Origin of the sequence: Phycicoccus mangrovi (assembly GCF_018729305.1) — a bacterium.
Classification (GTDB): domain Bacteria; phylum Actinomycetota; class Actinomycetes; order Actinomycetales; family Dermatophilaceae; genus Phycicoccus; species Phycicoccus jejuensis.
The window spans coordinates 77445-97651 of record NZ_JAHHWP010000001.1 but is presented as its reverse complement, the minus strand read 5'-3'; the positions used below and the strand labels follow the sequence as shown (position 1 = coordinate 97651).

The 20207-nt window shown below is 74.8% G+C and carries 22 protein-coding genes; 8 read left to right on the top strand and 14 right to left on the bottom strand.

Annotated elements, in window-relative coordinates:
- Positions 1-4 precede the first annotated feature (4 nt).
- The 3 genes from KMZ30_RS00455 to KMZ30_RS00445 are packed head-to-tail and all read left to right on the top strand — an operon-like array spanning position 5 to position 2883.
- Complete coding sequence (locus tag KMZ30_RS00455) at positions 5-799, top strand: alpha/beta hydrolase (RefSeq protein ID WP_215513778.1); 795 nt, start codon at positions 5-7, stop codon at positions 797-799.
- A 9-nt stretch (positions 800-808) separates the two neighbouring features.
- A complete protein-coding gene (locus KMZ30_RS00450) occupies positions 809-1849 on the top strand; it encodes a Gfo/Idh/MocA family protein (RefSeq protein ID WP_215513779.1) in 1041 nt (346 codons plus the stop codon).
- A gap of 5 nt (positions 1850-1854) precedes the next feature.
- Positions 1855-2883 (top strand): saccharopine dehydrogenase, encoded by a 1029-nt coding sequence (locus tag KMZ30_RS00445; RefSeq protein WP_215513780.1) that lies wholly within the window; start codon positions 1855-1857, stop codon positions 2881-2883.
- 21 nt (positions 2884-2904) lie between these two features.
- Here the strand turns inward: KMZ30_RS00445 and KMZ30_RS00440 are convergent, their stop codons facing one another.
- From KMZ30_RS00440 to KMZ30_RS21960, 3 genes are all read right to left on the bottom strand, one after another.
- Complete coding sequence (locus KMZ30_RS00440; RefSeq protein WP_215519835.1) at positions 2905-3768, bottom strand: HpcH/HpaI aldolase/citrate lyase family protein; 864 nt, start codon at positions 3766-3768, stop codon at positions 2905-2907.
- Complete coding sequence (locus KMZ30_RS00435; RefSeq protein WP_215513782.1) at positions 3765-4829, bottom strand: HpcH/HpaI aldolase/citrate lyase family protein; 1065 nt, start codon at positions 4827-4829, stop codon at positions 3765-3767. Before KMZ30_RS00435 ends, KMZ30_RS00440 begins: the two co-directional genes overlap by 4 nt.
- A 286-nt stretch (positions 4830-5115) precedes the next feature.
- Positions 5116-6558 carry an HNH endonuclease gene (locus tag KMZ30_RS21960; protein ID WP_215519834.1) on the bottom strand — a complete coding sequence of 481 codons (1443 nt, stop codon included), beginning with the start codon at positions 6556-6558 and terminating at the stop codon, positions 5116-5118.
- 357 nt (positions 6559-6915) lie between these two features.
- On the opposite strand from KMZ30_RS21960, the gene KMZ30_RS00425 reads away from it, so the two are divergent.
- From KMZ30_RS00425 to KMZ30_RS00410, 4 genes are read left to right on the top strand one after another with little or no spacing between them, the layout of a single operon-like run.
- Positions 6916-7539, top strand: a complete 624-nt coding sequence (locus KMZ30_RS00425) for a hypothetical protein (protein ID WP_215513784.1) — start codon at positions 6916-6918, stop codon at positions 7537-7539.
- Between the two features lie 10 nt (positions 7540-7549).
- Complete coding sequence (locus tag KMZ30_RS00420) at positions 7550-8848, top strand: magnesium transporter MgtE N-terminal domain-containing protein (protein WP_215513785.1); 1299 nt, start codon at positions 7550-7552, stop codon at positions 8846-8848.
- Positions 8841-9401, top strand: a complete 561-nt coding sequence (locus tag KMZ30_RS00415) for a DUF1003 domain-containing protein (RefSeq protein WP_215513786.1) — start codon at positions 8841-8843, stop codon at positions 9399-9401. The genes KMZ30_RS00420 and KMZ30_RS00415 overlap by 8 nt, the downstream gene beginning before the upstream one ends.
- 10 nt (positions 9402-9411) lie before the next feature.
- The gene (locus tag KMZ30_RS00410) at positions 9412-10545 is read left to right on the top strand and encodes an Mrp/NBP35 family ATP-binding protein (RefSeq protein ID WP_215513787.1); all 1134 of its coding nucleotides are present in this window, start codon (positions 9412-9414) and stop codon (positions 10543-10545) included.
- Between the two features lie 27 nt (positions 10546-10572).
- On the opposite strand, the gene KMZ30_RS00405 is transcribed toward KMZ30_RS00410, so the two are convergent.
- The 4 genes from KMZ30_RS00405 to sigE are packed head-to-tail and all read right to left on the bottom strand — an operon-like array spanning position 10573 to position 13672.
- Positions 10573-11121, bottom strand: coding sequence for a twin-arginine translocase TatA/TatE family subunit (locus KMZ30_RS00405; RefSeq protein ID WP_215513788.1), 549 nt, complete (start codon positions 11119-11121; stop codon positions 10573-10575).
- Positions 11122-11148: 27 nt separating this feature from the next.
- The gene (locus KMZ30_RS00400; RefSeq protein WP_215513789.1) at positions 11149-12501 is read right to left on the bottom strand and encodes a S1C family serine protease; all 1353 of its coding nucleotides are present in this window, start codon (positions 12499-12501) and stop codon (positions 11149-11151) included.
- Positions 12498-13052, bottom strand: coding sequence for an anti-sigma factor family protein (locus KMZ30_RS00395; protein ID WP_215513790.1), 555 nt, complete (start codon positions 13050-13052; stop codon positions 12498-12500). The genes KMZ30_RS00400 and KMZ30_RS00395 overlap by 4 nt, the downstream gene beginning before the upstream one ends.
- The gene (gene sigE, locus KMZ30_RS00390) at positions 13049-13672 is read right to left on the bottom strand and encodes an RNA polymerase sigma factor SigE (RefSeq protein ID WP_215513856.1); all 624 of its coding nucleotides are present in this window, start codon (positions 13670-13672) and stop codon (positions 13049-13051) included. The genes KMZ30_RS00395 and sigE overlap by 4 nt, the downstream gene beginning before the upstream one ends.
- A 135-nt stretch (positions 13673-13807) precedes the next feature.
- Here sigE and KMZ30_RS00385 point away from each other — a divergent pair, with 135 nt between their 5' ends.
- Complete coding sequence (locus KMZ30_RS00385; protein ID WP_215513791.1) at positions 13808-14443, top strand: O-methyltransferase; 636 nt, start codon at positions 13808-13810, stop codon at positions 14441-14443.
- A 9-nt stretch (positions 14444-14452) separates the two neighbouring features.
- On the opposite strand, the gene KMZ30_RS00380 is transcribed toward KMZ30_RS00385, so the two are convergent.
- From KMZ30_RS00380 to KMZ30_RS00350, 7 genes are all read right to left on the bottom strand, one after another.
- Positions 14453-14809, bottom strand: a complete 357-nt coding sequence (locus tag KMZ30_RS00380; RefSeq protein ID WP_030529552.1) for a hypothetical protein — start codon at positions 14807-14809, stop codon at positions 14453-14455.
- Between the two features lie 190 nt (positions 14810-14999).
- On the bottom strand, positions 15000-15170 hold the full coding sequence (locus tag KMZ30_RS00375) for a DUF3117 domain-containing protein (RefSeq protein WP_084696920.1): 171 nt from the start codon (positions 15168-15170) through the stop codon (positions 15000-15002).
- Positions 15171-15295: 125 nt separating this feature from the next.
- On the bottom strand, positions 15296-16618 hold the full coding sequence (locus tag KMZ30_RS00370) for a putative hexosyltransferase (RefSeq protein WP_226903001.1): 1323 nt from the start codon (positions 16616-16618) through the stop codon (positions 15296-15298).
- Positions 16605-18662: a DivIVA domain-containing protein gene (locus KMZ30_RS00365; protein WP_215513792.1), complete on the bottom strand. Its 2058-nt coding sequence runs from the start codon at positions 18660-18662 to the stop codon at positions 16605-16607. The genes KMZ30_RS00370 and KMZ30_RS00365 overlap by 14 nt, the downstream gene beginning before the upstream one ends.
- Complete coding sequence (locus KMZ30_RS00360; protein WP_215513793.1) at positions 18659-19096, bottom strand: SRPBCC family protein; 438 nt, start codon at positions 19094-19096, stop codon at positions 18659-18661. The genes KMZ30_RS00365 and KMZ30_RS00360 overlap by 4 nt, the downstream gene beginning before the upstream one ends.
- Positions 19096-19422, bottom strand: a complete 327-nt coding sequence (locus KMZ30_RS00355) for a DivIVA domain-containing protein (RefSeq protein ID WP_215513794.1) — start codon at positions 19420-19422, stop codon at positions 19096-19098. The genes KMZ30_RS00360 and KMZ30_RS00355 overlap by 1 nt, the downstream gene beginning before the upstream one ends.
- Positions 19423-19470: 48 nt before the next feature.
- A complete protein-coding gene (locus KMZ30_RS00350; protein ID WP_215513858.1) occupies positions 19471-20199 on the bottom strand; it encodes an LOG family protein in 729 nt (242 codons plus the stop codon).
- Positions 20200-20207 lie beyond the last annotated feature (8 nt).

The window sequence follows — 20207 nt, the reverse complement described above, 5'->3', positions numbered from 1 at the left end:
CGTCGTGCCCAGCCCGTCCCGCCGCCAGGTCGTCGCCGGGGCCGTGTCGGCCGCGGCGCTCGTGCTGGCGGGCTGCTCGGGCGGGGACGTCGAGGTCCGCCGCGGCACGCTGCGCTCGCGCCACGTGCCGGGGCGCGACCTCCCGTGGGTCCTCGCGATGCCGCGCGACCGGCCGGTGCTGCGCGCGCCCGTCGTCGTGCTCCACGGCAAGGGCGGGCACGGCGAGCAGGCGCTCGACCTCCTCCACCTGGGGCAGGACGTCGCCGCCACGGGGCTCGCGGTCGCGGCGGTGGACGGCGGCAACGGGTACTGGCACCGGCGCGACGACGGCACGGACTCCGGCGCGATGGTCACCGACGACTTCCTCCCCCTCGTCGCCGAGGAGTACGGCGCGACCGAGCAGGTCGCGTTCCTCGGCTGGTCGATGGGCGGCTACGGCTCGCTGCTCCTGGCCAGCGAGCTCGGGCCGGCGCGGGTCGCGGCCGTCGCGCCGATGAGCGCGGCGCTGTGGACCTCGCCGGGCGCGGCGGCCCCCGGCGCCTTCGACGACCGCGAGGACTTCGAGCGGCACGACGTCTTCGCCGCGGGGCGCCGCCGGGTGCTCGAGCGCATCCCCGTGCGGATGGACTGCGGGCGCGAGGACCCGTTCGCCGCGGCGAACCGGGCCTTCGGGCAGGCCCTCCCGTCGGCGCGCGTGACCATCGACGACGGCGGGCACACCGGCGACTACTGGCGGGACCACGGCGGCCCGCAGCTGCGCTGGATCCGCTCGGTGCTCGACGGGGGTGCGAGCGCCTAGGGTGCACCCATGCCGTCGCCGCTCTCCCTCGCCCCGCCGACGACCCCCGACCCGCTCGAGGCGCCCCCGCTGCGCTGGGGCGTCATCGGGCCGGGTGGCATCGCCCACGTCTTCGCCGACGCCGTCCGCGCGGGCACCCGCTCGAGCGTCGTGGCCGTCGGGTCCCGGTCGGCCGAGCGGGCGCAGGAGTTCGCGCAGCGGCACGACGTCGCGAGCGCGTACGGCTCGTACGAGGAGCTCGTGGCCGACTCGGCCGTCGAAGCGGTCTACGTCGCCAGCCCGCACAGCGAGCACCACACGCACGCCCTGATGGCCCTGCACGCCGGCAAGCACGTCCTCGTCGAGAAGGCCTTCACGCGCAACCGGGAGGAGGCCGACGAGGTGCTCGCCGCCGCGGAGGCCGGCGGCCTGCTCGCCGCGGAGGCGATGTGGAGCCGCTACCTGCCCCAGTACGACGTCGTCCGCCGCACGATCGAGGCCGGCACGCTCGGCGAGGTCGTGCTCGTCCAGGCCGACCACGGCCAGCACCTCTGGCCGGACGGTCCCCGGCGGCTCTGGGACCCCGAGCTCGCCGGCGGGTCGCTGCTCGACCTCGGGGTCTACCCGGTCCACTTCGTCGACCACGTCGTCGGCGAGCTCGGCGCCGTCGCGGCCCGGGGGACGCTGAGCCCGGAGGGGGTCGACGTCACCGTCGGCATCAGCTCGGTCAAGGGGTCGACGCTCGCCCGGATGACCTCGACGATGGCCGCCGCGACGCCGTGCGCCGCCCTCGTGGCAGGTGCGGCCGGGCGCCTCGAGCTGACCGGGCCCGGACACTTCTACGGCTCGGCGAGCACCGTGCGGCTGCTCGACCCCGAGGGGACGCTCGTCGACACCTTCGAGCCCGAGCACCCCGACCACGGCTTCCGCTACGAGGCGGCCGAGGTCGCCCGGGCCGTCGCCGAGGGCCGGAGCGAGACGTGGTCGGTCCCCTGGGAGGCCACCCGGCGGGCCATGGGGGTCATGGACGAGGTCCGCCACCAGCTCGGCGTCGTCTACCCGGGAGAATGAGCACCATGTCGTCCCCGCACCTGTGGCTGCGCCACGAGACCCGCTCCACCGAGCGCCGCGCCCCGCTCGTCCCCCACGACGCGGCGCGCCTCGTCGCGGACGGCGTCCGGGTCACCGTCGAGGAGTCGCCGCAGCGCGTCTTCGGCATCGAGGCCTACCGCACCGGCGGCTGCGAGGTCGCGCCGGCCGGGTCGTGGGTCGACGCGCCGGACGACGCGTACGTGCTCGGCATCAAAGAGCTCCCGGACGCCCCGACCGAGCTGCGGCACACCCACATCTTCTTCGGTCACGCCTACAAGGGGCAGGAGGGGGCCGGCGCGCTGCTGCGCCGCTTCACCGCCGGCGGCGGCACGCTGCTCGACCTCGAGTACCTGACCGTCGACGGCCGGCGCGTCATCGCCTTCGGCTACTGGGCCGGGTACGTCGGCGCCTCGCTCGGCGTCCTCGCCGCCCGGGGCCGGCTCGAGCCGCTGCACCCGATGGAGAAGGCCGAGCTCGACGCCCTCGTGCGCTCGGCCGGTGCCGACGGGATGTCGGCGCTCGTCATCGGTGCCCAGGGCCGCAGCGGCATCGGCGCCCTCGACGCGCTCGTGGCCGCCGGCACCGTGCTCGACGGCTGGGACCGCGAGGACACCCGCGAGCTCGACCACGCGGCGATCCTCGAGCACGAGCTCCTCGTCAACTGCGTGCTCTCGACGACGCCGCAGGAGGCGTTCGTGCGGCCCGAGGACCTCGACGCGGAGCGCGCGCTGCGCGTCGTCGCCGACGTCACGTGCGACGTCACCTCCGAGCACAACCTCGTCCCGGTCAACACGTCGATCACGTCGTGGGAGGAGCCGGCGCGCCGGGTCGCCGACACCCCGGCGCTCGACGTCATCGCCGTCGACAACCTGCCCTCGCTCCTGCCCCGCGAGGCGAGCGTGGCCTTCTCGGCCGACCTCCTCCCGCTCGTCCCGTCGCTCGCCGGGCGCCGCGGGCCGTGGGCCGCGGCGGAGGCCGCCTACCGCGACGCCCAGACGGTCCGCACCGCCTGAGGCCGGGGTGGCCGCTCGGCGTCAGCGCGAGCGGACGACCTCGTCGACCGCCAGCACCCGCCGGGCGACCTCGACGTGGAGGTTCTCGACCATCCGGCCGCGGTAGGTGACGACGCCGCGGCCGGCACCGGCATCCCAGGCGTCGAGCAGCCCGCGGGCGTCCTCGACGTCCACGGCGCTCGGGGCGAACACGGCGTTGCACGGGTCGACCTGCCCGGGGTGGATGAGCGTCTTGCCGTCGAACCCCAGGTCGCGGCCCTGCCGGCACTCGGCCTCGAAGCCCTCGGCGTCCTTGACGTCGTTGTAGACACCGTCGAGGACGGCGACGCCGGCGGCGCGGGCCGCCAGGAGGACCGTCGAGAGGGCGCCGAGCAGGGGCGCGCGCCCGGGGACGAACCGGGCCTGGAGCTCCTTGACGAGGTCGTTGGTGCCGAGCACGAGGACGGCGAGCCGGTCCGACGCGGAGGCGATCTCGCGGGCGTCGAGCACGGCGCCGGGGGTCTCGACCATCGCCCAGAGGCGGGTGCGGTCCGGGGCGCCGTGACGCTCCATCGCGGCGACGAGGTCGCGGACCTCCTGGGCCGAGCCGACCTTCGGCACGACGATGCCGTCCGGGCCTGCGGCACAGGCGGCCTCGAGATCGGCGTCGTGCCACTCGGTGCCGAGGCCGTTGACTCGGATGGTCACCTCACGGTGGCCGTACTCTCCGGATGCGGCTGCCGCGCAGGCGTTCTCGCGGGCCTGCGGCTTGTCGTGCGGGCCCACGGCGTCCTCCAGGTCGAGGATCAGCCCGTCGACCGGCAGCGTCTTCGCCTTCTCGAGCGCGCGCTCGTTGCTGCTCGGCATGTAGAGCACGGAGCGGCGGGGGCGGTAGGCCTCGCTCATGCGTCGCTCCCCTCGGCGTAGAGCTCGGCGAGCTCGGGGTCGTTGGCGGACAGGCGGTCCGCGAGCTCCAGGATGACGAGGCACTGCTTGAGGCTCGCGTCGTCCTCCATCTTCCCGTCGAGCATCACCGCGCCCGTGCCGTCGCCCATCGCGGCCCGTACCCGGCGGGCGTGCGCGACGTCGTCGGCCGACGGGCTGAAGACCTTCTTGGCGATGGCGATCTGCACCGGGTGCAGGCTCCACGTGCCGACACAGCCGAGGAGGAAGGCGTTGCGGAACTGGTCCTCACAGGCGACGACGTCCTTGATGTCCCCGAAGGGGCCGTAGTACGGGAAGATCCCGTGCATCGCGCAGGCGTCGACCATCCGCGCGATCGTGTAGTGCCACAGGTCCTGCTGGAAGACCGACCGAGCTCCTTCGACGTCGCCGTCGACCGGGTCCTGGCGCACGAGGTAGCCGGGGTGGCCACCGCCGACGCGCGTCGTCTTCATCCGGCGGTCGGCGGCGAGGTCGGCCGGCCCGAGGCTGATGCCCTGCATCCGCGGGCTCGCACCGGCGATGGCCTCGACGTTGGCCATGCCGCGGGCCGTCTCGAGGATGGCGTGGACGAGGATCGGGCGCGTGACGCCGGCCTTCGCCTCGAGCTGCGCGAGGAGCCGGTCGACGTAGTGGATGTCCTCCGGACCCTGGACCTTCGGGACCATGACGACGTCGAGCCGGTCGCCGATCTCGGTGACGAGCGTGGTCAGGTCGTCGAGCGCCCACGGGCTGTCGAGGGCGTTGACGCGCGTCCAGAGCTGGGTGTGGTCCCCGAAGTCGGTGGCCCGCGCGATGTCCACGAGCCCCTGGCGGGCGGCCTCCTTGTTCTCGGCCTTGACCGCGTCCTCGAGGTTGCCGAGGAGGACGTCTACGGTGCCGACCATGTCGGGCACCTTCGCGGCCATCTTCGGGTTGCTCGGGTCGAAGAAGTGGATCATCCGGCTGGGCCGGGCCGGCACCTCCCGGAGCGGCGTCGGCGCCCCCACGGCGAGGGGGGCGAAGAAGTCCTTGGCGCTGCGCATCGTCGAGCCTTCCGAGGCGGGGTGCACGGTCGCGTCGGACGCTAGCAGCGGGTCGGGTCCGCTCCGCATGAGCCACGTCACGGTGTGACCCACACCGCGGCAGCGCGAGGTCGGGGCGGGCTCGCGGCGCCGTGGTCGTCTCGCCTCGCCGAGGTGCCATGACAGGACGGCCAGGCGAGATCGGGGCGGCCGGGCGAGGTCGACGCGGGCTCGCGGTGCCGTGGTCGTCTCGCCTCGCCGGGTTGCCATGACAGGGCGGCCGGACGTCGGCGGTCCGGGGCGCGGGTCAGCCGGTGGTGCGGTGCTGGGGTTCGGTGGTGCGGGTGGCGCCGTCGGGGCCGTGCCAGGTGACGGTGCCGTCGGGGGCGAGGTGGGGTCGCCACCGGCCTTGCTGCTTGAAGCGGTGGTGCCGGCGGCACAGGTCCGCCAGCCCGGTCGGGGTGGTCTGGCCGGTGGGCCAGGGACGGACGTGGTCGAGGTCGCAGTGTTCGGCCGGGCGGGTGCAGCCCCACATCCGGCACGTCCCGTCCCTCGTCTTGACGAACTCGCTGATCGCCTTCGGTGGCTTGTACGCCCCGGTGGTCAGCGAGGCCAGGGTCCCGGTGTCGGCCTCGAGGACCGCGCGCGCGACCTCGAACGGCAACAGCTTCAGCAGGTTCGCGAGGGTTGCCGGGTCGACCCAGCCCAGACCCGGCAGCTGCGTCCCCGACACCGCGTACCCGGGCGTGACCTCGGCCTGCAGGACGCTGCGGTCGCTCGGGTCGTCGGCCGGTTCCTCCAGCCACGACAGTGCTTCGCGCGAGTCCGGGTCGAGGTCGCCGTACCGGACGATCTCACCGGTCGTGGCGTCCACGAGGGTGTCCTCGTCGTCCCACTCCACCCGGAACCACGTCCCCGACACCTGCTCCGGCGCCGGCCGGTCCGTGACCACGGGCACCCCGAGCGTCACCTGCGCCGAGACACGCACGTTGCGCAGCACCAGGTCGGCCAGCGCGTCCGCGCGGGACTCAGGCACCGACAGGGCGTCGTCGACCTGCCGGTAGTCCCCGGCCAGCTCCTCCACCGCCGCCCACATCGCCGAGGACGTCGCCGTCGGCAACGAGGCGAACCAGTCCGTCAGCCCGTCCTCGCCCGGGCACACCTCCACCCGGCGCCCCTTGCGCGTCCGGGCCACGTGCGCCGCGACCTGGTCGGCCGCCACCCGCGTCGCCACCCTGCGCGCCTCACTGGTGACACGGGAGGGATCCATCCCCGCCAGCCGCGGCGCCACGTCGGCATCGACCCGCACACACGCCTGCACGTCCAGCCCCGCGCACGCGTCGACGACCTTCTGCACGTTAACCACCGCGACCGCACCCTCGATCAGCAGGTCACGCACCTGCGGGAACCGCTCACCCAGCGCGGCCCCCAGCGCCGCCTTCCGACCCGCGACCCCCTCGGTCAGACCCGTCGCCAATGACATTCGCGTCGCGGCCATCGCGTCGACGAACCCCACCGGGTGCACCCGCTCCCACGACCCGGACCGCACCGTCGTCTCCACCCGAGCACCCCACGCACCCGCCACCGCCGTGACCCCCTCGGCCGCGTTCACGACACCCTGCAGCTCCCCCGCGAGCGCGAACGCCTCCTCCGACGACAGCGAATGGCCACCCTCGACCAGCTCGGCCCCCAGCCGCGCGCACTCCTCGCGCAGCGCCGCGATGCGGCGGGAGAAAGTCTCGGTGTCCATGCCTCAGTGTACCGAACACGTGTTCGACAAGCAAAGGACTACGCGGCTCGGTTCGCCCTCAGCAGAAAGGAATTCGTCCACTCACCAGATGCAGGACCGCCTACTGTCGCCCCTCCTGCCCGACTCCTCGCAGCCCCACCGCCGTCGTCTCGCCGTGCCGCTCGGGATTCGCCGTGCCGGGGTGTGTGACCCCCCGGCCGGGCGGGAGCGGAACGGCGGGGCGAGGTCGCACCGGTAGGGCGAGGTCGCACCGGCAGGGCGAGACGGCACCGGCGGGACGCACCACGACCGCTCGTCCCGACTGCACCGGGATGCGGAGCAGCCGGGACGAGCGGATGCTGTGGGAGAGTGCTGGACATGTCCGACGAGGCGACCACCGACGCCGCCACGGCCCCCGCCGCGCCCGCCCGGCCGCGGGTCGACGTGACGAGGCTGCTCGACGAGGCCGCCTCCAAGTCGGGGCTGCTGTGGGTCCGCCTCCCGGACGGTTCGACGTACCCGGTGTGGCACGTCTGGCACGACGACGGTGACGAACGGGGCACCGGCCCGGCCGCCTACGTCGTGTCGGGCCCCGGTGAGCAGCACCTGCCGTGGCTGCCCGACGAGGTCGAGCTGGTCCTGCGCAGCAAGGACACCGGCGGCCGCCTCCTCACCGTCCACGCCACCGCCCGCGTCCTCGAGCCGGGCACCGACGCGTGGGAGCAGGCCGCCGCGGTGCTGCGGCCCGAACGGCTCAACGCACCGGGCAGCGCCGAGGAGGTCCTCGAGCGCTGGCGGGCGCACGACACCCTCCACGTCCTCACCCCGCACGGCCGCCCCGGCGAGCAGCCCGGCCACCATGGCACGAGCAGCGGTGCGACCCCCGTGCGACCGGCACCACCCGCGACCGCACGGTGGCGGCCCTGGCACTGGCGCGGCCGGGCCGGCGCCCGACGCAACACCCCGGACGAGCCGTCCACGACCCCCTCCGGCGGCGGATAGCCTGTCGGACGTGAGCACGCCGACCCGGGCCTTCGTCGGCCGCCTGTCCGAGCTGGACGTCTTCGACCCGCTCGGCGACAAGGTGGGCCGCGTCCGCGACGTCGTCGTCACGTTCAGCGCCAGCCGGGCCCGCCCGCGGGCCATCGGGCTCGTCGTCGAGGTGCCGGGCCGCCGTCGCGTGTTCGTCCCGATGACCCGCGTCACCTCCGTCGAGGGCGGTCAGGTCATCACCACCGGCCTGGTCAACATGCGCCGCTTCGAGCAGCGCCCCAACGAGACCCTCGTCGTCGCCGAGCTCCTCGAGCGCACCGTCCAGGTCCGCACCGAGGACGGCGACATCGCGACGGCCACCGTGCAGGACGTCGGCATCGAGCAGCTCGGCCAGCGCGGCTGGAACGTCACGCGCGTCGCCGTGCGCCTCGACGCCTCGCGCCCCTCCCGCCTCGGCCGGCTCGGGCGCCGCCGCGGCGAGACGTTCGTCGCGACGATCGAGGACGTCGTCGGCCTGCGCACCGCGAGCGAGGGGCAGGGCGCCGCCAAGCTGCTCGAGACCTACGAGGACCTCAAGCCCGCCGACCTCGCCGAGGTCATCCACGACCTCAGCCCGCGCCGCCGCGCCGAGGTCGCCGCCGCCCTCACCGACGAGCGCCTCGCCGACGTCATCGAGGAGCTGCCCGAGGACGACCAGGTCGAGATCCTCGTCGGCCTCGAGGTCGCCCGCGCCGCCGACGTCCTCGAGGCGATGGAGCCCGACGACGCCGCCGATCTCCTCTCCGAGCTGCCGCCGGAGCGTCAGGAGGAGCTGCTCGAGAAGATGGACGCCGACGAGGCCGCCGACCTGCGCCGCCTCCTCACCTACGACGAGAACACCGCCGGTGGCCTCATGACGACCGAGCCGGTCATCCTCGGCCCGGAGGCGTCGATCGCCGAGGCCCTCGCCGTCGTCCGCCGCCAGGAGCTCTCGACCGCGTTGGCCTGCACCGTCTTCGTCTGCCGCCCGCCGCTGGAGACCCCCACCGGCAAGTTCCTCGGCGTCGTCCACATCCAGCGGCTCCTGCGCGAGGCGCCCCACCAGCCGATCGGCGGCATCCTCGACAAGGACGTCGAGCCGCTGCCGCCCACCGCGAGCCTGGGCCAGGTGACCCGGATGCTCGCCACCTACGACCTCGTCGGCATGCCGGTCGTCGACGAGGAGGGGCACCTGCTCGGCGCGGTCACCGTCGACGACGTGCTCGACCACATCCTTCCCGACGACTGGCGCGAGGAGCGCCACGACGTCGTCACCCACGAGGAGGTGACCCGTGGCTGAGCGCGAGCGCCGCTCCCGCATCGACACCCCCCGCGAGGCCGGCCGGCGGCGCTTCACGCTGCCCGCCGCGTTCTCCGGGGAGGCCTTCGGCGTCCTGTCCGAGAAGTTCGCCCGGTTCATGGGCACGGCGTACTTCCTCATCGGGATGACCGTCTTCGTCGTCGTCTGGCTCGCCTGGAACACCTTCCTGCCGGCCGTGCTCCAGTTCGACCCCCGGTCGCTCAACTACACGCTGCTCACGCTCATCCTGTCGCTGCAGGCCTCGTACGCCGCCCCGCTCATCCTCCTCGCGCAGAACCGCCAGGCCGACCGCGACCGCGTCGCCCTCGAGCAGGACCGCTCGCGCGACGAGCGCAACCTCGCCGACACCGAGTTCCTCACCCGCGAGGTCGCCGCGCTGCGCATCGCGATGCGGGACACCGCGACCCGCGACTTCGTCCGCAGCGAGCTGCGCGACCTGCTCGACGAGATGGAGGAGCGGGGCCTCGTCGTCGTGCAACAGCCCCCCGCCCCGACCGGGGCCGACGACGGCCGGGCCGCGCCGCGGACCTAGACTCGGGGGCATGCCGCAGGTCAGCACCGACGTCCTCCACGCCGCCCTCGAGAAGGTCATCGACCCCGAGATCCGGCGCCCGATCACCGAGCTCGGGATGGTCGGCGACCTCGCGTGCGACGACGACGGCCGCGTCGCCGTCACCGTCCTGCTCACCGTGGCCGCCTGCCCGCTCAAGGACACGCTGACCCGGGACACGACGAACGCCCTGGCGGCCGTGGACGGGGTCACCGACGTCAGCGTCACCCTCGGTGTCATGAGCGACGAGCAGCGCGCCGACCTGAAGACCAAGCTGCGCGGCGGCACCGCCGAGCGCGAGGTCCCCTTCGCCAAGGCCGGCTCCCTGACCCGCGTCTACGCGGTCGCCTCCGGCAAGGGCGGCGTCGGCAAGAGCTCGGTCACCGCCAACCTCGCGGCCGCACTCGCCGCGCAGGGCCTGCGCGTCGGGGTCGTCGACGCCGACATCTACGGCTTCTCGATCCCCCGCATGCTCGGCGTCGAGCACAAGCCGACCCAGGTCGACGACATGATCATGCCGCCGGTCAGCCACGACGTGAAGGTCATCTCGATCGGGATGTTCGTGCCCGGCAACCAGCCGGTCGTCTGGCGCGGCCCGATGCTGCACCGCGCGCTGCAGCAGTTCCTCGCCGACGTCTTCTGGGGCGACCTCGACGTCCTCCTCCTCGACCTCCCGCCGGGCACCGGCGACATCGCGATCTCCGTCGCCCAGCTCATCCCGGGCGCCGAGATCCTCGTCGTCACGACGCCGCAGCAGGCGGCGGCCGAGGTCGCCGAGCGCGCCGGCTCCATCGCCCTCCAGACCCACCAGCGGGTCGCCGGCGTCATCGAGAACATGAGCTGGCTCGAGCTGCCCGACGGCTCCCGCGAGGAGATCTTCGGCTCGGGCGGCGGTCGTGAGGTCGCCGAGTCGCTCTCGCGCTCGATCGGCGCCGAGGTGCCGCTGCTCGGCCAGATCCCCCTCGACACGCGCCTGCGCATCGGCGCCGACCAGGGCAGCCCGGTGGTCCTCGGCGAGCCGGACTCCCCCGCCGCGGTCGCGCTGCGGGGCATCGCCTCCGGCCTCGCCACGCGCTCGCGCGGCCTCGCGGGTCGCTCGCTCGGCCTCTCGCCGGTCGGTCGCTGACGCGGCCGGCGCGGCCGGCCGGTCCGGTCAGGTCGCGTCGGTGTCGAACGGCGTCGGCAGCGCGGGGTCGAACGCCGTCGGCGTCATCCACGGCTGCACGGTCACGTACTCGTCGTCGTAGCCGTCCTCCACGTACCCGTCGCCGAGGTCGGTGGTGCCGGCGTCCGTCGAGCCCGCGCCCGACCCGGTCCCCGCCGCGGCGGTCGCCCCGGCCGCAGCGCCTGCCGCTCCGGCGGCGGCCGCGTCCCCCGCGGGACGACGCACCCGGGCGGCGTCGCGCACGCTCGAGATCTCGCCCCGCACCGGGGCGACGGCCTCGTCGAGCGGTTCCAGCAGCGCCTCGCGGACGATGCGTCGGGGGTCGTACTGGCGCGGGTCGTACTGGCGCCAGTCGATGTCCTCGTACTCCGGGCCGAGCTGGTCACGCAGCGAGTCCTTCGCACCCTCGGCCATCACCCGCAGCTGGCGGATGCCGCGTGCGAGCTTGGCCGCGTACTCGGGCAGCTTGTCCGGGCCGAGCACGAACACCGCGATGAGTGCGAGCAGGATGATCTCCCACCCGTTGACGCCGAACACCGCGTCACTCCCCTTCGCTGCGGGGGGTCACTCCGACCCCTGGAGCACCATGGTGACATCCCGCTCCCGACCGTCGCGCACGATGGTCAGCCGCACGGACTCCCCGACCCTGCGCGCGCGGATCTTGACGACGAGCTCGCCGTCGTCCGAGACCGGCCGACCCTCGAAGGCGGTGATGACGTCGCCGGCCTCGATGCCGGCCTCGTCGGCGGGGCCACCGGGGTTGACCGCCGGGTCGCCGTTCGGCCCGTCCTCGGCGACGCGCACGCCCTCGCCGTCGTAGGAGCTGTCGAGGTAGACGCCGATGATCGGGTGCTCGGCCTTGCCGGTGCTGATCAGCTGGTCGACCGTCGTCGACACCTGGTCGCTGGGGATCGCGAAGCCGACGCCGATGTTGCCGCTCTGGCCCCCGAGCGAGGTGCCCGGCACGCGGGCGATGGCGGAGTTGACGCCGATCACGCGGCCCTGCATGTCGAGCAGCGGCCCCCCGGAGTTGCCCGGGTTGATCGCGGCGTCGGTCTGGATCGCGTTGATGAACGACTGGTCGTCCTGCTGGCCGGGCGTGACGGGGCGGTCGAGGGCGCTGACGATGCCGCTCGTCACGGTCGAGTCGAGGCCGAGGGGCGCGCCGACCGCGATGACCTCGTCACCGACGACGACGTCCGAGGAGCTGCCGACCGGCAGCGGCGCGAGGTCGGCGCCCTCGACCCGCACGACGGCGAGGTCGTAGGACGCGTCGCGCCCGACGACCTTGCCGGACACCTGCTTGCCGTTGGAGAGCACGACCGTGATGGTGGAGTCGCCGGCGCCCGCGACGACGTGGTTGTTCGTCACCACGTGCCCTCGGTCGTCGTAGACCCAGCCGGAGCCGGTGGCGCCGCCGTCCGCCCCCTCGACGCGCAGCGTCACGACGCTGGGGAGGGCGGTCGCCGCGATGTTGGCCACCGAGCCACGCGGGCGGGTCGTCGCACCGGCTCCCGGCTGCGGGGCGGCGACGGACGTGCCGCCGGAGGAGCCCGACCCACGGTCGGCCAACGCCCCCCCGACGATGCCGCCGGTCGTGCCGGCGACGAGGGCGGTCGCGAGCGCGACGCCGACGAGCGCGCCCCAGCCCGGTCCGCGCCGGCCGGGACGGGGCTCGGGCTGCGAGACGGGGTGGGCGGACGACGCGGCCGGAGGCACGGGCGGGGCGCCCCACGAGCCGCTGATCGGCTGATACGGCGGCGGGGGCGGGCCGGCCGGGAGCTCGGTGGTCGGCTCCGCGCCGGCGGCGCCCGCCCACTGCGGCTCCGCGGCGGGCACCGGCTCGGTCGCCGGGCCGCTCGGGGGCTCGCGGTCCCACGGCTGCCAGTCGTCGGACCCGCGGTCCCGTTCGCTCATGGCGTCGATTGTGCCTGCTGGCGGGACGGCGCGGGCGAGGAGGTGCGCGTCGTGAGGCTGACCTGCGCGAACGCCGTCGTCCCGTGGGGGGCGACGACCCGCGTCGTCGCGGAGGCGGGCCCGGCCGGGGAACCCGCCGGCCGTACGACGCCGGGCGTCCCGATGACCGTCAGGCTCCAGGCGGCGGCGGCGGAGACGCCGGCCGCGGCGGCGGCCACGACGGTGGCGCGCAGGGCGCTGCGGTGGCAGGGCGGCGCGGACGGGGCGAGCAGCCGGAGGGGGTCCGGCCCGGCGGCCGCCGCCGGCGCGGGGGCGGCCGGGGGCTCGAGGTCCCGCGCGAGGGCGAGCAGGCTGAGGCGCAGGTCACCCGGCATCGACGGCGCACCCGCGAGGGCGGCCCGCAGGCGGCGCTCCTGCCCGACTGCGTGGCGACACACCTCGCAGGCGACGAGGTGGCGGTCCCAGGCCTGCTCGCGGGTCGCGCCGAGGCGGCCGGCGGCGTACTCCGAGAGCTCGTCGCCGAGGCACCGCACGCCCGCGCGGGCCGTCATACGACTCCGGCGGCGGGTCGCCGGACGACCGGGCCGCGGCGGGTGGGAGCGGAGACCTCGGGGCGCGGGCGCGGGGCCCGGTGCGCGAGCGCCTCGCGCAGCTGGGCCCGGCCACGGTGGATGCGCGAGCGCACCGTCCCGAGCTTGATGCCGAGCGTCGCGGCGACCTCCTCGTAGGAGAGGCCCTCGATGTCGCAGAGGACGACGGCGGCGCGGAAGTCCGGCGAGAGCGCGTCGAGCGCGCGCTGGACGTCGTCGTCGAGGTGGGTGTCGGCAAAGGTCTGCTCGGGGCCGAGGTCGCGGCTCGGCAGGCGCGCCGCCGACTCGTCCGAGAGGGCGTCGAAGCGGATGCGCTGCTTGCGGCGCATCTTGTCGAGGAAGACGTTGGTCGTGATGCGGTGCAGCCAGCCCTCGAAGGTGCCGGGCTGGTAGGTGTGCAGCGAGCGGAAGACGCGGACGAAGACGTCCTGCGTGAGGTCCTCGGCGTCGTGGACGTTGCCGGTCAGGCGGTAGGCCAGGCGGTAGACGCGGGCCGAGTGCTGCTCGACGACCTCCTCCCACGACGGGGGCACCCACGCGGTCCCCGTGCCCACCGGGGCCGGGTCTGCGGTCGTCGCCATCGGTTCCTCGCTCACCACGCTGCTCATGCCACCCATCGATACGTGCCGGAACCGTGAATTGTTCCCGGGAAGGCTGAACGCCGGCTGGGAGCCGGTGGCGCGCCACCCCCTGCCGGGCGCACTAGGGTTGCCGCCATGAGCGGACTGAAGCCGGCCAGCTGGTCCTACGCGGAGGAGTTCGTCCCCGAGCCCGAGGTCGTCGAGGCGGCCCGCCGCCGGGGCGCCGAGCTCGGCGCCGCCTCCCCCGTCGGCACCGGGGCGGGCGCCGTGCTGCGCCTGCTCGCGGCGAGCGTGCGGGCCAAGCACGTCCTCGAGGTCGGGACGGGCGCCGGCACCTCCGGGCTGTGGCTGCTCTCGGGGATGCCCGACGACGGCATCCTCACGACCATCGACGTCTCGGCCGAGCACCAGCGCCTCGCGCGCCAGGCGTACGCCGAGGCGGGCTACCCGCACCAGCGCACGCGTGTCATCACGGGCGCCGCCGCCGAGGTCCTCCCGCGGATGGCCGACGGCGGCTACGACATGGTCCACGTCGACGCCGACAAGGACACCTACCCGACGTACGTGGGGCACGCGGTCCGCCTCCTGCGCAGCGGCGGGGTGCTCGTCGTCGACAACATGCTCTGGCACGACAAGGTCGCCGACCCCGCGTCGCGGGACGCGACGACGACGACGCTGCGCGACCTCGGCAAGACCCTGCGCGACCACGACGACCTCGTGACCGCGCTCCTGCCGGTCAGCGACGGCGTGCTCGTCGCCGTCCGCCGCTGAGGACCGGCGTCAGCTGACCGACGGCCCCGCGCCGCGTCGGAAGCCGGCCGGGCCCTCGGCGATGGCCACGACCTCCCACTCCTCGATCGTGCTCGGCGCCGAGCCGATGATCGCGCTGCCCGGCGCGGTCGCCGCCCCGGGCTCGAACCCCTCGCGGAAGTGCTGGCGCTCCTGCTCGCTGTCGAAGACGTAGGTGCCCTCGAACCACTCGCCCTCGCGCATCCGCCACACCTTGAACGCCAGGCCGTCGAGGAACATGAACCGCGCGATCGAGGTGCCGACGACGTACTCGCGCAGCTCGTCGGCCACCCCCGCGGGGGCGTCCTCGAGCGACCAGCGCACCGTCAGTCCGTAGCCGGCGTTCATCCGTGGGTCCTCCTCGGCCGCCGGGTGCCGGCGGGTCGTCGATGTCGTGGCCCCCGACCGTAGGCGGGGGCGGCGCGGCGGCGCCACACCGTCTCACCGCGTACCCCGCGCGCGGACGCGGACACCTCCCCCGGACACGACGGAGCCCCCACCGGTTGGTCGGTGGGGGCTCCCGTCGGCGGCCTGCCGGTCAGAGACCGTCGCAGTTGTCGATGGCCTCGCCCAGCGCGCGCACCTCGTCGGGGGTCATCTCGACGACGAGCCGCCCACCGCCCTCGAGGGGCATGCGCAGCACGATGCCGCGACCTTCCTTGGTGACCTCGAGCGGGCCGTCGCCCGTCCTCGGCTTCATTGCCGCCATGGCGTGATTCCCTTCTTCGTCGCGGCAGCGTGGGTCGCGCCGCGTCCTGCTCGACGCCGGACCGCCGAGACTCGGAGACCATTATCGCAGCAGGCTTGCGGCGTGGCGAAATCCGAACCCGCACGTCACGGGGGGAAGGAGCCCCACGGGGTGTAGGTGAGGAGGCTGCAGGTCCACCAGAGGATGCCCCCGACGAGCACGAGGACGACGACGGCCACCCGGCGCTTCCAGTGCGGCACGACCTGCTGGCCGTCGGCGGTGCGCATCGCGACCGAGGCCAGCAACGCGGCCAGCGGCATGTCGAGGAGGAGGAAGCGCCACATCGACGTGATCGGGCGGACGACCGCGAAGAGGAAGAAGGGGTAGGCGAGGGCCCAGACGCGCATCTCGACGCTCATCCAGCGACCGTGCCGGCCGAGGACGAGCGCCACGTACGTGGCCGCGAGCGCGACGAGGACGAGTACGCCGGCGAGGCCCTTGCCGTCCCACGCCCACTGGAACCACAGGACGAACGGTCCGTCCGCCGGCTTCTGGCCCCACGCGGCCTGGACGTCGAAGAACGCGGTCGGGACGCCGGTGGCGATCCCGGCGACGGCCGGCCAGGCGATGGCGCTGACGCCCACGGACGCGAGCATGACGACGATGCGCGGCCACTGGCCGGCGAGCGGGCGCAGCCCCGCGGACCGCTCCTCGCGCCACCGGACGCCGAGGTGGATGAGGACCGCGAGCCCGAGGGCGGGGGCCACCCCCCGGGTGAAGCCGAGCGGGAGGGCGACCGCCGCGACGAGCAGGTAGCGGCGTCGGACGAGCACGAGCAGCGCGGCCGCGACGAGGGTCACGGCGAGCGCCTCGGTGTACGGCTTGAGCATCACCGAGGTGGTCGGGTAGAAGCACCAGAGGCAGGCGGCGACGAGGGCGAGGCGCTCGCGCTGGGGCTGGCGGGCCGCGTGGTAGGTGCTGCGGAAGAGCGCGTGGATGAGCACCGCCCCGACGGCGCCCAGCACGAGGTTGAGCACGACCCCCGCCACCTCGAAGGACAGGCCGGTGAGCATCAGCCCCTTCACGAGGTAGGGGTAGAGGGGGTAGAAGGCCCAGGCGCTGTAGGTGATCCGGCCGTTGTCGGCGTCGCGGGGCAGGGGGACGGGATAGCCGTCCTCGACGATGCGGTGGTACCAGACGCCGTCCCACAGCCCGACGAGGTCACCGAGGGAGGGGTCGGGGTGGCCGACGCCCGCGGGGTTCTGGAACCAGGTCGCGGCGACCCAGAGCGCCGCGAGGGCGACGACCCGCGAGACGGCGTAGACGGCGAGGATGGTGAGCAGCGGCCGCTGCAGCGCGCGCCCGGCGAGCTCGTGACGGCCCGCGGAGGTCGTGAGCCGTCGCAGCACCGACCCGCCGCCGGCCTCGGTGACGGCCTCGGCGGCGGGGGCCAGCTCAGCCTGCGCCATCGGTCAGCCTCCTCACGTCCCAGAGATACACCCCGTCGAGGTGCTGCGGGTCACCGAGGAGCGTCACGAGAGAGTCTCTCAGGGAGCCGGCCGCAGGACGGTCGTCGGGGAGGACGACGGCGTCGACGCGCCCGTCGCGCAGGTTCTCGACGAAGCCGGCCCGCTCCTGCGCGCTCGCCGGGACGACGACGTCGGCCTGCGCGACCTGCGCGAGCCACACGGTGAGCCCGGTCGGGGTGGCGCCGTACTGGCCGCCCCGGTCCGGGCTCCCGTTCGGGCCGACGAAGTAGCCGGCGACGACGGGGAAGCCCCAGCGGGCGGCGGCCTGCCACTCCAGGGCACGCGCGTCGGCGACGTTCGGCGGCGGCACGGCGAGGACCGAGCCGCCGTCGTCGACGTGGTCGCGCCACGTGCCCTGCGTGAAGAACGCGGGGACGACGGGTCGCGGGTCGACGACGAGGGGCGTCGGGACGACGGGCAGCAGGGCGACGACGCCGGCGGCGAGCCCGAGCGCGAGCCCGGGGCCGGTCTGGTCGGCGAGCCGGTCGACGGCGCGCCGCAGGTGCTCGACGCCGAGGGCGAGGAGCACCCCGAGCACCGGGAGGGCGACGAGGGTGAACCGGGTCGGCAGGACGTTCTGGACGACGGGCACGAGCTCCAGGAGGGCCCACGGCCCGGGGATGCCGAGCGCCGTGCCGTGGAGGGTGACCTCCTCGCCGAGCGAGAGCCAGCAGGTGACGACGACGACCACGGCGAGCGCCCGGACGACGACGCTGCGCCACAGCGCGACCACGGTGAGCCCGACGGCCACCCAGAGGGCGACGCCGAAGAACGAGTTCTCCTCGGTGCGGTTCATCGAGAGCGCGGCGGACGCCCACGGGTCCGCCCCCACGGTGCGGGTGGCCCTCCCCCACAGCTGGGCGAGGTCGTTGCCGCCGGGCGGGTGCCAGATGGACGCGTAGCTCTGCGGGCCGAGGAACTGCCACCAGAGGGGGAAGCCCACGAGGACGAGGGCGACGAGGCCGGCCACCCCGCCGCCGGTGAGGAGCGGGCGCCAGCGCACGCGCCCGTGGGCGGCCCACACGACGCCGCCGACGAGCAGCCCGACCGCCGTGAGCAGCAGGACCTCCTCGCCGACGAGCACCTGCCACGCGACGAGCAGCCCGAGGACGACCCCGTCGCGCACCGGACGGCGCCCCTCGGCGAGCCGCAGCACCCGGTCGACGACCACCGGCACGAGGGCCTGGACGACGAAGTTGGGGTGGCCGTTGGCGTGGCTGACCATCCCCGGGCCGAAGCCCGCGAGCAACCCCGCGAGGAAGGCCGCGAGCGGGTGCACCGCGAGCCGCCGGCGCACCAGCCAGTACCAGCCGCTCGCCGTGAGGGCGAGGCCGAGGAGCTCGACGAGGACGAAGGTGACCTCCGGCCCGGCGAGGAGGGTGAGCGGCGCCAGCGGCACCCCGAGCCCGAGGACCGCGGCGTTGGCCATGAGGTTGACGCCCGCCGGGAAGTTCTGGAGATCGCTGAGCAGCGGGTTGGACAGCGTGGCGAGGTTGTGCGCGGTCGCCCCGAAGTACCACTCGAAGGCCTGCTGGTCCTGCACCCCCTGCGAGAGGTAGCCGGTGCGGACCGCGCCGAGCAGGTGCATCGTCACGTAGGCCGCGACGAGGAGGTAGGCCAAGGGGGCGAGGAGGTCGGTGCGGCGCAGCGGCGCGGGGCGTCCGGCAACCGGGTCACGCCCGGGTGCCGGACGACCTCGAGGGGGCGGCTCGTCCTCCCCCGGCCCCGTCGGGGCGGCGGGCGCCGGCGGCGCCTCGCCGCGCAGGACCCGCAGCTCGGCCTCGCGCTCGGCGATGCGGGCCTCGAGCCGGTCGACGACCTCGTCGACCTGGTCGGTGCGGTAGCCGCGGAACGCCGTGCGGTAGGTGCCGGGGCGCGGGTCGTCGACGAGCACCTCGTCGTCGGGCCGCTGGCGACCGAGCCACCACGCCGCGCCGAGGACCGCCACGACGCCGAGGACCGCCGCGAGGACCGACCAGGTCACGAGCCGCCCCGACGGCGCTCGGCGCCGGCCACGAGGCCCTCGACGACCTTCCCGAAGAGGAGCGGTCCGAGGCGGTCGCCGACCGGGCGCGTCAGGCGGCGCAGACCGGGCAGCCAGATCTCCTCGGTCCACGTGACGCGGCTGCCGGCGGGGTCGTCGTCGACGGTGATGTCGGCCCAGCCGCGCAGGAACCAGCCGGTCTTGACCAGCCGCATCCGGCGCCCGGGCTCGAGCGCCGTGACGAGCATCCGGTCCGAGCCGGCCACCGGGCCGAGCCGGGTCACGGCGTTGACCTCGGCCCCGAGGGCGAGGCCGCCGTCGGGCACCTCGACGTCGGTGAGCGGGACGTGGGCGGTGTGCGCGCGCAGGTCGGTCACGGCGTCCCAGGCGGCCTCGCGGGGCAGGTCGCTCGCGCGGCGGATCGTGAAGGCCATCAGCTCTCCCGGGGGGTGGCGTCGGTCGGGGCGGCGGCGGTCGCCGCGGCGTCGGCCCGCAGCTCGGCCACCTCACGCTCGCGCGCCGCGAGCGTGTCGGCGAGGTCGAGCAGGTGGGCGTCGACCTCGTCCATCCGGTAGCCGCGGGCGGCGGTGTCGAAGCGCACGGACCGCACGTCGGCGGCCGCCGGCTCCTCCGGCAGGCCGTGGTCGGGCGTGCTCGTCACGGCGTCGGCGAGGGGGTCGACGCGCAGACGGCCGGTCGCCACGAGGGCCACGACGGCGACGAGCGCCAGCGCGACGAGGACGAGCAGGACGGGGACCACGAGGGGGATCCTACGATCCGGACCTGCGGCCGGGCCGGGTCCCGGGGGTCAGTCGGGCCGGGTCGTCGCGGCTCGCTGCTCGACGACCGCCCGGTCGGCCTCGACGACGACGCGCACGGCCTCGTCGGGGTCGTCGGTGACGATGAGCAGCGCGAGGTCCTTCTCGCTGATCGTGCCGGCGGCGACGGCGGTCCCGCGCAGCCAGTCGAGCAGGCCGCCCCAGTACGCGGTGCCGAGCAGGACGATCGGGAAGCTCGTCACCTTCTGGGTCTGGACGAGCGTCACCGCCTCGAAGAGCTCGTCGAGGGTGCCGAAGCCGCCGGGCAGGACGACGAAGCCGCACGCGTACTTGACGAACATCGTCTTGCGGGCGAAGAAGTAGCGGAAGTTGACGCCGAGGTCGACGTAGGGGTTGAGGCCCGCCTCGAAGGGCAGCTCGATGCCCAGGCCGACCGACGTGCCGTCGGCCTCGAGCGCACCCTTGTTCGCCGCCTCCATCGCGCCGGGGCCGCCCCCGGTGATGACGGCGTAGCCGGCCTCGACGAGGGCCCGACCGACGCGCTCGCCGAGCGCGTACTCCGGGCTGTCGGGACGGGTGCGGGCCGAGCCGAAGACGCTGACCGCCGGGCCGAGCTCGGCGAGCGCCCCGAAGCCGGTGACGAACTCGGACGTCACGCGCATGACGCGCCACGGGTCGGAGTGGACCCACTCCGCCGAGCCGCGGCTGTCGAGGAGGCGCTGGTCGGTGGTCGAGCGCGGCACCTTGGACCGGCGCATGACGACCG

What these genes read in the sequence shown, in the direction of transcription:
- KMZ30_RS00450 (WP_215513779.1), top strand. Translation starts at nt 809, where the DNA reads ATGCCGTCGCCGCTCTCCCTCGCCCCGCCGACGACCCCCGACCCGCTC.
- KMZ30_RS00445 (WP_215513780.1), top strand. Translation starts at nt 1,855, where the DNA reads ATGTCGTCCCCGCACCTGTGGCTGCGCCACGAGACCCGCTCCACCGAG.
- KMZ30_RS00440 (WP_215519835.1), bottom strand. Translation starts at nt 3,768, where the DNA reads ATGAGCGAGGCCTACCGCCCCCGCCGCTCCGTGCTCTACATGCCGAGC.
- KMZ30_RS00435 (WP_215513782.1), bottom strand. Translation starts at nt 4,829, where the DNA reads ATGCGCAGCGCCAAGGACTTCTTCGCCCCCCTCGCCGTGGGGGCGCCG.
- KMZ30_RS21960 (WP_215519834.1), bottom strand. Translation starts at nt 6,558, where the DNA reads ATGGACACCGAGACTTTCTCCCGCCGCATCGCGGCGCTGCGCGAGGAG.
- KMZ30_RS00425 (WP_215513784.1), top strand. Translation starts at nt 6,916, where the DNA reads ATGTCCGACGAGGCGACCACCGACGCCGCCACGGCCCCCGCCGCGCCC.
- KMZ30_RS00410 (WP_215513787.1), top strand. Translation starts at nt 9,412, where the DNA reads ATGCCGCAGGTCAGCACCGACGTCCTCCACGCCGCCCTCGAGAAGGTC.
- KMZ30_RS00400 (WP_215513789.1), bottom strand. Translation starts at nt 12,501, where the DNA reads ATGAGCGAACGGGACCGCGGGTCCGACGACTGGCAGCCGTGGGACCGC.
- KMZ30_RS00395 (WP_215513790.1), bottom strand. Translation starts at nt 13,052, where the DNA reads ATGACGGCCCGCGCGGGCGTGCGGTGCCTCGGCGACGAGCTCTCGGAG.
- sigE (WP_215513856.1), bottom strand. Translation starts at nt 13,672, where the DNA reads ATGGCGACGACCGCAGACCCGGCCCCGGTGGGCACGGGGACCGCGTGG.
- KMZ30_RS00385 (WP_215513791.1), top strand. Translation starts at nt 13,808, where the DNA reads ATGAGCGGACTGAAGCCGGCCAGCTGGTCCTACGCGGAGGAGTTCGTC.
- KMZ30_RS00380 (WP_030529552.1), bottom strand. Translation starts at nt 14,809, where the DNA reads ATGAACGCCGGCTACGGACTGACGGTGCGCTGGTCGCTCGAGGACGCC.
- KMZ30_RS00375 (WP_084696920.1), bottom strand. Translation starts at nt 15,170, where the DNA reads ATGGCGGCAATGAAGCCGAGGACGGGCGACGGCCCGCTCGAGGTCACC.
- KMZ30_RS00370 (WP_226903001.1), bottom strand. Translation starts at nt 16,618, where the DNA reads ATGGCGCAGGCTGAGCTGGCCCCCGCCGCCGAGGCCGTCACCGAGGCC.
- KMZ30_RS00360 (WP_215513793.1), bottom strand. Translation starts at nt 19,096, where the DNA reads ATGGCCTTCACGATCCGCCGCGCGAGCGACCTGCCCCGCGAGGCCGCC.
- KMZ30_RS00350 (WP_215513858.1), bottom strand. Translation starts at nt 20,199, where the DNA reads ATGCGCCGGTCCAAGGTGCCGCGCTCGACCACCGACCAGCGCCTCCTC.